The organism is Arthrobacter sp. YAF17 (genome assembly GCF_052113365.1).
Lineage (GTDB): Bacteria > Actinomycetota > Actinomycetes > Actinomycetales > Micrococcaceae > Arthrobacter.
Map to the genome: position 1 here is coordinate 1 of NZ_JBFRDB010000026.1, position 12,571 is coordinate 12,571.

The 12,571-nt window shown below is 68.9% G+C and carries 10 protein-coding genes and 1 pseudogene; 4 read left to right on the top strand and 7 right to left on the bottom strand.

The genetic code is table 11. From position 1 onward, the window contains the following. The 3 genes and pseudogenes from AB4Y67_RS17090 to dut all read right to left on the bottom strand — a co-directional run. Positions 1–256: pseudogene (locus AB4Y67_RS17090) on the bottom strand (hypothetical protein); the annotation flags it as partial. Then, positions 249–995, bottom strand: coding sequence for a DUF3710 domain-containing protein (locus AB4Y67_RS17095; RefSeq protein WP_441406946.1), 747 nt, complete (start codon positions 993–995; stop codon positions 249–251). The pseudogene AB4Y67_RS17090 and the gene AB4Y67_RS17095, both read right to left, overlap by 8 nt. Before the next feature lie 179 nt (positions 996–1,174). Continuing rightward, positions 1,175–1,675, bottom strand: coding sequence for a dUTP diphosphatase (dut, locus tag AB4Y67_RS17100; protein WP_441406947.1), 501 nt, complete (start codon positions 1,673–1,675; stop codon positions 1,175–1,177). A gap of 120 nt (positions 1,676–1,795) precedes the next feature. Here dut and AB4Y67_RS17105 point away from each other — a divergent pair, with 120 nt between their 5' ends. Next, the gene (locus tag AB4Y67_RS17105; RefSeq protein WP_441406948.1) at positions 1,796–2,278 is read left to right on the top strand and encodes a DUF3093 domain-containing protein; all 483 of its coding nucleotides are present in this window, start codon (positions 1,796–1,798) and stop codon (positions 2,276–2,278) included. A 14-nt stretch (positions 2,279–2,292) separates the two neighbouring features. Here the strand turns inward: AB4Y67_RS17105 and AB4Y67_RS17110 are convergent, their stop codons facing one another. Further along, positions 2,293–2,592, bottom strand: a complete 300-nt coding sequence (locus AB4Y67_RS17110) for a DUF4193 domain-containing protein (protein ID WP_441406949.1) — start codon at positions 2,590–2,592, stop codon at positions 2,293–2,295. A 356-nt stretch (positions 2,593–2,948) separates the two neighbouring features. Here AB4Y67_RS17110 and sepH point away from each other — a divergent pair, with 356 nt between their 5' ends. Further along, a complete protein-coding gene (sepH, locus tag AB4Y67_RS17115) occupies positions 2,949–4,367 on the top strand; it encodes a septation protein SepH (RefSeq protein WP_441406950.1) in 1,419 nt (472 codons plus the stop codon). Positions 4,368–4,432: 65 nt separating this feature from the next. Here sepH and AB4Y67_RS17120 read toward each other — a convergent pair whose 3' ends face one another. The 3 genes from AB4Y67_RS17120 to AB4Y67_RS17130 form a co-directional block, all read right to left on the bottom strand. Continuing rightward, positions 4,433–5,656, bottom strand: a complete 1,224-nt coding sequence (locus tag AB4Y67_RS17120) for an alkaline phosphatase family protein (RefSeq protein ID WP_441406951.1) — start codon at positions 5,654–5,656, stop codon at positions 4,433–4,435. A 16-nt stretch (positions 5,657–5,672) separates the two neighbouring features. After that, on the bottom strand, positions 5,673–6,416 hold the full coding sequence (locus AB4Y67_RS17125) for a DUF5998 family protein (RefSeq protein WP_441406952.1): 744 nt from the start codon (positions 6,414–6,416) through the stop codon (positions 5,673–5,675). Positions 6,417–6,527: 111 nt separating this feature from the next. Continuing rightward, complete coding sequence (locus AB4Y67_RS17130; protein ID WP_441406953.1) at positions 6,528–9,218, bottom strand: bifunctional acetate--CoA ligase family protein/GNAT family N-acetyltransferase; 2,691 nt, start codon at positions 9,216–9,218, stop codon at positions 6,528–6,530. Between the two features lie 67 nt (positions 9,219–9,285). On the opposite strand from AB4Y67_RS17130, the gene AB4Y67_RS17135 reads away from it, so the two are divergent. Further along, the gene (locus tag AB4Y67_RS17135; protein WP_441406954.1) at positions 9,286–11,805 is read left to right on the top strand and encodes a DNA gyrase/topoisomerase IV subunit A; all 2,520 of its coding nucleotides are present in this window, start codon (positions 9,286–9,288) and stop codon (positions 11,803–11,805) included. Between the two features lie 217 nt (positions 11,806–12,022). Further along, positions 12,023–12,541: a DinB family protein gene (locus AB4Y67_RS17140; protein ID WP_441406955.1), complete on the top strand. Its 519-nt coding sequence runs from the start codon at positions 12,023–12,025 to the stop codon at positions 12,539–12,541. The last annotated feature ends 30 nt before the right edge of the window (positions 12,542–12,571 follow it).

Here is a 12,571-nt window from a genome sequence, read left to right on the forward strand (position 1 = left end):
GGGACGCGGCGGGTGCGGCGGCGCCGGCGGCGGACCCCGCCGCGGCACGGATAGCCTTGGCGCCGGGTGTTTTGGCGCCGGGCGCCTTGATGCTGGGCGCGTCGTGGTCGACGACGACCGCGGTGAAGGCGGCCACCTGGCTTGCCGGCGCGTAGGTGACCGACTCGATGTAGCCGTGGCACACCACGCGGCCGCGGTCCGGCAACCCCCTCACGGAGACGGAAGAGGCCGGATCCTGGCGGGGGGCATCAGCCAATCTGGGTAATCTCCGGTCCACGTTCGGGCCGCTCGAGGTCCGGGGCGGACTGCGGCGCGGGGGCGGCGTTGTCCTTCGGCAGGCGGAGCTGCAGCAGGTCGCGCGGCGGCATCGGGTTTTCACCGCGGACCACCACGATCTGCCGGAACAGGCTCTCAAGCCCTGCGGCCGCCTCGCGGTCCACGGCGGCCTCGCCGCCGAACACTCCGCGGAGGAACCAGCGCGGGCCATCGACGCCGATGAAGCGGGCAACGCGGTAGCCGTGGCTTTCGTCGGCGCCGCCGGCCGGCAGCTTGGCGAGTAGCTCGGTGCCGAAGCCGCCCGGGATTTCCTCGATCTGGCCGCCCTGGCTGCCGACCGACTGGCCGATCTGCTCGCGGATTTCGTCCCAAAGGCCCTCGGAGCGGGGCGCCGCGAATGCCTGGAGCTGGAGGCTTGAGCCGTTCAGGTCCAGGGTGACGGCCACGACGCGCTGCGTGGCCTCTTCGACCTCGAGCCGGAGCTGGAGGCCTTCCGCGGGGGCAATCAGCAGTGCACCGAGGTCCACATAGCCGTCCTGGTCCTCGATTTCCGAGACGTCGAAGGGACCCGTGGCCCCGCGGCCGGGAACAGCGGAAGTGGCCCCGGCCGCGCCGGGTGCGGCGGAGTCATCGGCGGAAGCGTCAGCAACTGCCTCCTGGGTTTCCCCGGGGTCGGTCAGCTGTTCCTGCTTGGCTTTCCTGCCACGCCCAAAAACCATGGGGTTGTCTCCTTAGTTGTGATCCTGTGCCGCCGCGCCGCCCCGCGTCCGCGTGGCGCCCGCCGTCTGCTGCTGTTTCGTTCTGTGCCCCTGCAGAAACTCCGGCCGGCTGATACGTCCTGAAAATAGGTCCTGCTCATCAGTCCCTGCGTAAATACTGCGGGTTTGCCGGCTGCCGGTCAGACCGGCGCGCCGAAGCCGCCGGTGGATCCGAAGCCTCCGCCGCCGCGAACCGAGTCGCTGAGCTCCTGGACGGGCAGGAACCGGGCGTACTCCACGCGCTGAATAAGCATTTGTGCAATTCTATCGCCGCGCTTGAGTTCGATCGCCTGCCGGCGGTCGGTATTGAGCAGCGTCACCGCGATTTCTCCGCGGTAGCCGGCGTCGACGGTTCCGGGGGCGTTCACCACGGTCAGTCCGTGCTTCGTGGCAAGCCCGGAGCGGGGGTGGATCAGGGCCACAAAACCATCGGGGAGGGCAATGGAAACACCCGTGGGGACCAGCCTGCGCTCCCCCGGCTCCAGCACTACGTCCTCGCGGGCGCGCAGGTCCGCTCCGGCGTCGCCAGGGTGCGCATACGACGGCGGCTCCAGGCCGTCGTCGAGCATTTTCAGTTGAACCGTCAGCGTGGGGGTCCCATATTCTGCCACTGCCTCTACGGCAGTCGTTTCTTCAGTCACAGTCCCTCACTCTAACGCCAGCGGGGAACATCAGCCTAGCCGCGGCCGGTGGGAAGCGGCGGCCGCGGCTGCAACAGGGGCCAAGGTGAAATAGCCCGGAAAAAGTGGAAAGCTGGGCCTATGCCCGAATCCAGTGCAGCCGTGCCTGCCCCCAACAGCACCCCCAGCGACGCCGTTCTGTACAACGAGAAGCTCTGGCCGAACGTCTGGATCTGGCTGGTGTCGGCAGGAATGTCGGGCGCCGGGATCCTGGTGTTCGCCCCCATCAGCCTGGGCGCCGGGCTCACCGCGGCGGTTGTCCTGTTCGTCATCGTCGCGGTGCTACTGGTCCTCTCGACCCCTGCCATCACCGTCACCGGCTCCACCCTGCGCGTCGGCCGGGCCACGATCGAACGTCGCTTCGTCGGCACCGCGACCGCCTTCCGGGGCGCGGAGGCGACGGCAGAACGCGGCACCCGCCTCAACGGCCTGGCCTTCCTCTGCATCCGCGGGTGGATCGATCCGGTGGTCCGCATCGAGATCACTGACCCCTCAGACCGCACGCCCTACTGGCTGACGTCCACCCGCCACCCGGACCAGCTGATCGACGCGCTGAACTCCTAGCCTTCGCAGAGGCTTTAGCCTTCGCAGTCCCTGCAGAACTTCAGGCCGTCCTTCTCGCGGGCAATCTGCGAACGGTGCCGGACCAGGAAGCAGGACGCACAGGTGAATTCGTCGGCCTGGGCCGGCAGGACAAGAACCAGCAGCTCCTCCCCGGACAGGTCCGCGCCGGGAAGTTCGTAGCCCTCGGCAAGGTCCGATTCGTCTTCATCGACCACTGCGGACGGCTTTTCCGTGCGGCGCGCTTTCAGCGCCTCAAGGGAGTCCTCGCTGAGGTCCTCCTCGGTCTTGCGTGGCGCATCGTAGTCTGTCGCCATTATTTGTCGCTCACACTCCGCAGTCGTTCGGTTGGGTCGCCGTGCCCGGCGGTCCTTCGGGGCTGTAACCCTGGACCCCCGGTAGCGGTTCTCCGGTGTCAACGCCGGCCACGCGGTTTTTGTGCCCGATGTCGGGTCATTTTTGCTTAAGCCTCCAGTGAACGCCAGAGTCCTCTGGTCTGTGACGGCGGGCCCCCGCCGCCGCTTCCGGGACCGGGAGACCCGGGGAACTGCGAAGGGGCCCAAAAATAGCGTAAATTCGCGGAAAATCACGGCGCGCCCTCCGTCCTCACCCGAATTGGCCCGCATCGGTGGCAGAGTTTCGATTGTTAGTAATGCCAGGGTGGAGGATTTGTATGCAGGATCTACGGCTTGTAGGCGTCCACGACGACGGGGAGCATCTCCTGTTGAGCGGCACCGGCGGCGAGATGTTCCAGCTGCCAATCGATGAAGCACTTCGGGTGGCAGCCAGCCGGACGACGGCCAAAGCCGCGTCCGTCGCGGCGGCTACCCCTATTGCCATGTCTCCGCGCGATATCCAGGCGCGGATCCGCAGCGGATCGACGGCCACAGAGGTGGCGGAACTCTCCGGCATTCCGCTCGCGAAAGTCCAGCGTTACGAGGGTCCGGTACTGGCCGAGCGCGAGTACGTTGCCCAGCAGGCCCGCAAAGTGGAAGTCGCCGCACCGGCCCCCGGCCATGACGTGTACCGTTCGGTGTTCGGGGACCACCCGGCGTCGCTCGGCGACATGGTGGCCCACCGGCTCAGCGCGCACGGCATTGAAGCCTCCACCGTGGAGTGGGACTCCTGGCGGCGTCCCGATGGCAGCTGGAACGTGGTGGCCCGCTTCGAACCCAAGCCCGGCGGCCCCGCCGGTATCGGCGAGGAACCGCCGGCCATGTGGACGTTCAGCCCGGCCCGGAAATCCCTGCAGAACGCGAACCGCTGGGCGCAGCAGCTCAGCGAACTGGAGCCCCTCGACGGTCCTGTACCGGCCCGCCGGCTCACCGCCGTCTCGGACCGCCCCTTTGATTTTGAAACCGACGCGGAGGCTGCCGCGCGCACCGCAACCGCCCAGCTCCAGGTGGTCCAGCAGCTCCAGTTGCACCAGGAACAGGAATCCGACGGGCTGCTGGACATGCTGCGCTCCCGCCGCGGGCAGCGCCTCGGAGTGGACGAAGACGCCGACGACGCCCTCGCCAAGCTGCTGACCAACGGTGTCCCCGCAGCCCACCCGCGGCCCTCCGAGGTCCTTGCGGAGGTCCCGGCCGGCCCGGACAGCGATGAGCAGGACAGCGACAATCAGGACGACGGCGCGACGGACAGCGGCGAGTCTCCTGGAGACGAATTCGGGGCCGCTGCCCCGAAGCCGGAGCACGTGCAGGCAGCCGGGACGGAACCACGTCCGGTCTCTGATCCGTGGGAGCGCCGGCGCGACGGCCGGCCCTCGATCATGTCCCGCCTCACCCTGGCTCCGCGTCATGAGGACGGGCCGGACGATGCCCTGAAGCTCCATGACGGCGTCAGTACCGAAACCCGGGAGATCACCATCGCGGCGTCACAGCTGCGGCCCGTGGGTCAGCAGGGACCCACCTCCAGCCCGGGGCTGGACGAGCTGCTGGGCGGCGGAACCTCGCGGCGCCAGCAGCGTGAATCCCCGGCCCCTGCCCGCGAAGACCGCGATGCGGAGCAACCGGAGCGCCAGCCGGCGAAGCCGAAGCGCTCCAGCATTCCGAGCTGGGACGAAATCGTTTTCGGAGCCCGCGGCGACTAGCTGAGTCCGCGGACCCCAGGGCCCCCGGGGTTGGCGTGCAAATGCTTAGCAGTGCGAATGCGCTGTCAGGCGCGGGGGGCCCTTTTTCCGTCCGCCTGGAAACAGAGCAGCGGGACTTCGCGTTCGGCTTTCGTCAACGAACCGTGCTGGCCCACCACCTCGAGGGCTGTGGGCCGGACGCGCCGGGTGTCGTAGAACGCCAGCGGGTCCCGGGCAGCGATCATCACGTCGCCGATCCGCGGGGCGGCCTCGGCCCGGACTTCACCGAAGAGCCCCGCGTTGATGGCTTCCTCGCGGGTGAAAGCCCAGATCCGCTCGCCGAAGCGGGCACGCCAGGCGTCGATCAGGCGGGCGCGGCCGGCATCGCCCTCCGCCTCCTCCAAGTAGAGGTGGACCATCCGCGGTTCGCCGGCCGTGTGGCGGACCTCTGCAACGAGGTCAGGGTCGGCGGAATAGTCGATCCGCTGGGATTCCGGCACGTCGAGCATGCCGTGGTCCGCCGTGAGCAGGATGGTGGTGCCTGCCGGCAGGGTGGCGCTGAGCCGTTTCACGGTGGCGTCGAGTTCCTCGAGCTGGTGCTCCCACTGCGGGGACTGGCAGCCGTGGCGGTGCCCGGCCTTGTCCAGTTCATTGACGTAGAAGTACATCAGGGAGCTGCCGGCACCGGCCATCGCCTCCGCGGCGGCCGCGGTCCTGGCGTGGGAGGTGAGGGCGGTGACATGGCGGCCCCCGCGGAGCGCGGCCCGGGTCATGGCGGAGTCGCTGAACTGCGGGAGGCTGACTGTGACGACGTCGACGTGTGCCGCGGCACGTTCGAACACGGTGGGGAACGGCTGCCACACCTGGGGATCGACGCCGGCGTCCCAGCCGCCGAGCATGTTGACCACCCGGTCCTGGTCCGGGTCCAGCACGTCGTAACCCACCATGCCGTGCTGCCCGGCCGCGAGTCCGGTGCCGAAGCTGGCCAGTGAGGCGGCGGTGGTGGAGGGGAAGGCGGAGTCCAGGGAGACGGGCACCTGCCCCTGGCCTGCCTGCATGACGGAGCGAAGGAACGGTGTGTGCGCCGATTTCTGCTTCAGCAGGTTGCGGCCCAGCCCGTCGGCGAGGACGACGCAGACGCGCTGGGAGGCGGGCAGCTTCAGGCGGTTCTCGAAACCGGGAACGCCCAGGCTGGCCGCGGCACTTGTAAGCACCTCGGCGACGGACCGGTCGCCGAAGGCCGGGGCTGCGGGAAGGATCCCGGCTGCAGTCCGGACGGGGGCCGGGGCGGAGGACAACGGTTCAGGCACGCGGACCGGCGTCATCTCAGCGCTGGTGGCCGCGGCTGACGCGGCTCCCGAAGACACCCATCCGCGGGCGGGGCGGGAGCCCCGGGCCGGTGTGGGGCACCGGGGCAGTGGATCCCGTGTTCACGGCGCGCAGGGCACGGGCGAACAGCTTGGCATCCTGGACGGCCTGCAGGCCGTCGGCTTCGGCGCTGATCCGGAGCACGATGTCCTCCTGGGAGATGGTGCCGCTGTAGCCATGGTCGGCCTCGCACTGCGGGTCACCGCAGCTGGCCGGGCCCATGTCGAGGCGCTGGCCGCCGGACCACGCGATGGACAGGGTCAGCTCGCGGACCGGATCCGACGGTTTGTAGTCCTGGGGCTGGGCGTACACGTAGCTGAGCACCACGGAGCCGATCTGCGTCACGGGCACGGATTCAGTGGAGACCTGCGCCACCGTCTGCTCACCCGCCTCGTCGAGCTGCTGGTCGTCCACGTGGGTGATCACCAGCATGTCCTCGGTCAGGACCAGGACCGTGATGTGGCGGCGGACCTCGGCGCGGTCGAAGTGCGTCTCGAGGTGCACGAGGTGGGCCACGCAGTCGCGCCCGTCAAGGGCGTCGGCGACGACGTCGGCCACCAGCCGGGGGTAGAAACCGGCCTGCTGGAGCGCCCCCTCCAGGCTTTGACCCTGCGCACTGTGGTCATGCAGGCCGTGGTGGTGCGCGCCCGGGCGTCCGGAGATGGTCGCCTGGGGCTTGGGTGTCGGAGACTGAAAGCTCATGGTCTCCATTTTCACAGATCGGCTGGGGACATGCTAACCCTCGCCGGCCAGGCGGCGCCCCGCCTCACCCCGGCGCTTCCCCGCCGCGTGCCTAAGGCTGTCCCCAAGCTGTCAGCTGCGCATGGCGCGGCGGGCACTGTCGGTGCGCTGGGCGGCGTTCGCGATCCGGACGTCGGCGGACAGGATGGCGGCCCCCTCCGGCCCGGCGAGCACGGGGTTGAAGTCGACGAGGGCAATCTCCGGATGGTTGTCCTTGAGCCTGGTCAGCCTGGCGGCGAGGTCCTCCAGGGCCCTGGCATCCACGGCCGGCAGGCCCTGGTAGCCGAAGAGTTTCCGCGAGGCCCGGGGCGCCCGGATGAAGTCATGCAGGTCGGAGCCGGAGAGCGGCGGCACGCGGTGGGCCCAGTCGTCGAGCAGGTTGACGGCGTCACCAGCCAGGCCGAACGACACCACCGGGCCCAGCAACGGATCCTCGATGGCGCGGAAGGTGCAGGCCTGCCCCACCGGCGCCATGGTCTGCACTTCCAGCGACGGCGAGCCGTAACGTTCCAGCGACTTGCGCATTTCCAGCACATTCCGCCGCAGCGAGTCCGCGTCCTGGATGTCCAGGCGCACCCCGCCCAGGTCCAGCCGGTGCCGCAGCGCGGGGTCGGTGGTCTTCAACGCCACGGGCCAGCCGAGCCGGTCCGCGGCGGCGACGGCCTCATCGGCGGTTTCAAAGCCGACGGACGGGACCACCCTGATGCCGTAGCGGGCCAGCAGGCCCGCGGCCGTCTCCGCGTCCAGCCGGACCAGATGTTCGCCGCCCACTTTGTCCAGCAGCCGTTCCAGCTCATCGTGCGTGCCGTCCGGGTCGCAGCCCTCGGGTTCCACGAACAGGCCCTGGTCGCGGCCCAGCCACTGGGCATAGCGGACCACGGAACCCAACGCGGCCACTGCCGCCCCGGGGTTGGAGTAGCAGGGAACCACCGTTGAGCCCGCCTGGTCCCCCACCATTCCCTCCACATAGATGGACGGGTCCAGCAGTCCGCTGAATGCCGCCACCACGGGTTTGCCGGCCGCCACAGAACATTCGGCAAGCACTCCGGCGATCTTTTCCACGGTGAGGCCGTGGGCCGGCAGCAGCGCCACCACCACCGCGTGGACGGAGTCGGCGGTGAGGACTTCCTGCAGGCTGTGCCGCAGCGCCGGCAGCGCCACGGACATCCCGGCGTCGAGGTCGACGTCGGTGACGATCCGCTCCACCCCGAGACCCTGCGCCGTCGCACTGTCCGCGACAACCTTGCCGAGCGCGCGGGAGTTGCTGAACACGGCGACTCCCGGGCCCTGCGGGAGGGGCTGGCTGGAGACGATCTGGGCGACGTCCATAAGCTGTTCGATGGTCTCGACGCGGATCACTCCGGCCTGGCGCATCATCGCGTCCAGGGCGTCCGGCGGGGCCAACGTGGTGCGGACGGCGTGGCCGGGAGGCAGCCCGAGGCCCATCGCGTCGGACTTGGCCACGATGACCGGTTTGGTCCGGGCCAGGCGGCGGGCCAGCCGGGAAAACTTGCGCGGATTGCCGATCGATTCCAGGTACAGCCCGACGGCGGTCGTGTCGGCGTCGTCCTCCCAGAACTGCATCATGTCGTTGCCGGAGACGTCGGCGCGGTTGCCGGCGGAGAGGAACGTGGAGATCCCGACGCGGCGCCGGCTGGAGGCGGCGTAGAGGGAGACACCGATCGCTGCCGACTGGCTGAACAGGCCCAGGCCGCCGCGGCGGCCCAGCGAGGGGGCCATCGAGGCGTTGAGGGACACGGCAGGGTTGGTGTTCATGATGCCAAGTGACGCGGGGCCGATCACGCGCATGCCGTTGGCGCGGGCCTGCCTGACGAGTTCGCGCTGCCGGGCGAGGCCGCGTTCGCCGTCGTCCGCGTAGCCTGCCGTGGCCACCACGATCCCCTTGACGCCCGCGGCGCCGCATTCCTCCACGACTTTCGGGACCTCGGAGTAGGGGACGGCGATGATGGCGAGATTGACGGGGCCCGGCACCTCGGAAAGCCGGGCGAAGGAGAGCATGCCGGCGAGCTCGAACGCCTCGGGGTTGATCGCGTAGACGGGGCCGGTGAAGCGGCCCTCGATGATGTGCTCCAGCAGCTGGTAGCCCACGGTGCCCCATTTGCGGCTGGCACCGATCACCGCCACGGAAGACGGGGCGAGCAGTTCCTGGATGCTGCGGGCCTCGGCGCGGTGTTCGCGGGACTCCATCACGGCGCGGGACTTGTCCGTGGGGTCGATGTTGAATTCGAGGCTGACCACACCGTCGTCGAAGTGGCGTTTGACGTCGTACCCGGCGTCGGAGAACACCATCAGCATCTTCCGGTTTTCCGGGAGCACCTCGGCACTGAACTTCCGGATCCCGTTTTCCCGGGCGGCGGCGGCGAGGTGTTCGAGCAGGATGGACCCGATGCCGCGGCCCTGGTGCGCGTCGGCGATGTTGAACGCGACTTCGGCTTCTTCGGGGTCATCGAGCCGGTCATACCGGCCGATGCCCATGATTTCGCCGCCGATGGTGATCACCAGGGCCACACGGTCCTTGTAGTCCACCTCGGTGAACCGTTTGAGTTCCTTGGCGGAGAGTTTGGACTTGAACGCGAAGAACCGCATGTAGATGGACTTCTGCGACTGCCCTCCGTGGAAGGCCTGGACGGCGTCCGCATCAGCGGGGTGGATCGGGCGCAGATGGGCGGTCCCGCCGTCGCGCAGGACAACATCGGCTTCCCAATATTCCGGATATACGCCGTCCGCGGGCTGATCCACCATAGGCTTAGCCTAGTCATAATCTTTTGCAGCACACGTTCAGCACCCCTCAGAAGGACCCACCAGCCTCATGGCCCGCCGCCAAACCACGCCCCCGGCAGGGGAAGCCAGCACCGATTTCGTAGAGAATATCGTCGACATCGACGTCACATCGGAGATGGAAGGATCGTTCCTCGAGTACGCCTATTCGGTGATCTACTCGCGTGCCCTTCCGGATGCCCGCGACGGACTGAAGCCGGTGCAGCGGCGCATTCTGTACATGATGAGCGAGATGGGCCTCCGCCCGGACCGCGGCCACGTCAAGAGCGCCCGCGTGGTGGGCGAGGTCATGGGCAAGCTGCACCCGCACGGTGACACGGCGATCTACGACGCGATGGTGCGCATGGCGCAGGACTTCTCGCTGCGGCTGCCGCTCATCGACGGTCACGGCAACTTCGGCTCGCTCGACGACGGCCCGGCGGCCCCGCGGTACACCGAGGCCCGGCTGGCGGCCGCCGCACTGACCCTGACGGACCACCTCGACGAGGACGTCGTCGACTTCGTCCCCAACTACGACAACCAGCTGACCCAGCCGGACGTGCTGCCGGCCGCGTTCCCGAACCTGCTGGTCAACGGCGCCACCGGCATCGCCGTCGGCATGGCCACGAACATGGCACCGCACAACCTGGTGGAAGTGATTGCCGCCGCCCGGCACCTGATCGAGCACCCGGACGCCACGCTCGAGGACATCATGAAGTTCGTCCCCGGCCCGGACCTGCCCACGGGCGGCCGGATCGTAGGCCTGGACGGCATCCGCGACGCCTACGCCACGGGCCGCGGCTCGTTCAAGACCCGGGCCAAGGTGGAGGTCGAGCAGCTCTCGGCCCGCCGCACCGGTCTGGTGGTCACGGAACTGCCGTACATGGTGGGCCCGGAGAAGGTGATCGAGAAGATCAAGGACGCCGTCAACGGCAAGAAACTCACCGGCATCAGCGACATCGTGGACCTCACGGACCGCAAGCACGGCCTCCGCCTGGTCATTGAGCTGAAGAACGGCTTCAACCCCAACGCCGTGCTCCAGCAGCTGTACCGCTACTCGCCGATGGAGGATTCCTTCGGCATCAACAACGTCACCCTCGTGGACGGGCAGCCGCAGACCCTCGGGCTGCTGCAGCTGCTCTCCGTCTACGTTGAGCACCGCATCAACGTCGTCCGCCGCCGCACCGCCTTCCGCCTCGGCAAGAAGAAGGACCGCCTGCACCTGGTGGAGGGCCTCCTGATCGCGATCGTGGACATCGACGAGGTCATCCAGATCATCCGTTCCTCGGACGAGGCGGCCGCGGCCCGGACCCGGCTGATGTCCATCTACGACCTTTCCGAGATCCAGGCCAACTACATCCTGGAGCTCCGGCTCCGGCAGCTGACCAAGTACTCCCGGATCGAACTCGAGAAGGAGCAGGACGAGCTGCGCCGCGAGATCGCCGAGCTGGAAGCCATCCTCGGCTCCAGCGAGCGGCTCCGCGCCCTGGTGTCCGCCGAGCTGGCCGAAATCGCCGAGAAATACGGCACCCCGCGCCGCACCGTCCTGCTCGAATCCGAGGCCGTCTCCCCCACGGTCGCCGCCCTGGCCGCCGCCCCGGGAGCCAAGGGCAAGGCCGCTCCGCTGGCGCTGGAGATCGCGGACGATCCCTGCTGGGCGATCCTGACCGCGTCCGGCCAGATCGCACGCACCGCCAACCAGGACAGCCTCGCGGAGGCCGGCCCGCGGACCCGGCACGATGTGTTCACCTCCGTGGTCAAGACGTCCGCGCGCGGCGAGATTGCCGCCGTCACCTCACAGGGGCGCATGCTCCGCCTCCAGGTGATGGACATGCCCGTGCTGCCGCCGACCTCCGGCACGCCGAACCTGGCCGGCGGGGTGCCGGCCAAGGACTTCATCACGCTGCTCAAGGGCGAATCCCTCGTGACGTTCGCGCCCCTGGAGGAGGTGCTGGCGATCGGTACCGCGCAGGGCGTGGTCAAGCGGGTCCAGCCCGACTACCCGCTGAACCGCGAGGACTGGGAAGTCATCGCCCTCAAAGACAAAGACACAGTGGTGGGGGTCGCCCCCGCGGGATCCGACGACGTCGACCTCGTCTTCGTGACGCGGCAGTCGCAGCTCCTGCGCTTCCCCGCCTCCGCCGTCCGTCCGCAGGGCCGCACCGCAGGGGGCATGGCCGGCATCAAGCTGGCTGCCGGGGACCGCGTCATGTTCTTCGGCACCGCCAGCCCGGCCGACGGCGACGCCGTCGTCGTCACCATCGCCGGCACGGACGGGGCGCTGCCCGGTACTGCCCCGGGGGCCGCCAAAGTCACCGCGCTGTCCGAGTACCCTGCCAAGGGCCGCGCCACCGCAGGGGTCCGGGCACACCGTTTCCTCAAGGGCGAGGACACCCTGCTGCTCGCTTGGGCCGGCCACGGCCCTGCGAAGGCATCCTCCCTCGCCGGCGTGGCCCGCTCCCTTCCCGGGGAACACGGCCGCCGCGACGGGTCCGGCATTCCGCTCTCCCAGGCCATCGACGCGATTGGACCGAGCATGGCGTGGCAGCCGGAGCCCGGGGCGGAAGGCTAGGCCCGCTGGGGTTTTGGGGCTGCGGGTGTCCCGGGGCGCTCGTCACGCCCGCCGCTCACTCATTCACCACGAGTGGCCGCTATAAGGCCTGCCAATGCGGCCATTCGTGGTGAATGGCCGGCACGGGGCTCAGCCACGTACCCCGGCACCCCTGATGCGGGCCGGACATGAAGGGCCGGGCGCCTCGGCTCTGGCGGAATACCCCTAGACTGCTCGCATGCCTATCATCCCTGATATCAAGGATTGGACCTGGGTCCTGCAGCGGCCCTGCCCGGAGTGCGGTTTCGATGCCTCGGCGGCGACGCCCGCGACGGCGCCGGGAATCGTGGAGAATATGCTTCCCCGCTGGCGTGCGGCCCTGCGGCGCCCCGACGTGGCGGAACGGCCCGACGAGAACACCTGGTCCGTCCTCGAATACGCCTGCCACGTGCGCGACGTCTTCGCCCTGTTCGACCACCGGCTCGGCCTGATGCTGACCGAGGATGACGCCCGGTTCGCGGATTGGGACCAGGACCTCTCTGCGGTCGAGAACGATTATGCCAACGCCGACCCGGCCGAGGTCAGCACCGAACTCACCGCAGAGGGCGAGCAGATCGCCGCTTCCTTCGGCCGCGTCCCGGAAGATCAGTGGCGGCGCAAAGGCACCCGCAGCAACGGCTCGGAGTTCACCGTCCTGACGTTCTCGCAGTACTTCCTGCACGACGTGGTCCATCACCTCCACGATGTGGATGGATAGCGCGTGGATGGATAGCGCGATGATGGGTAG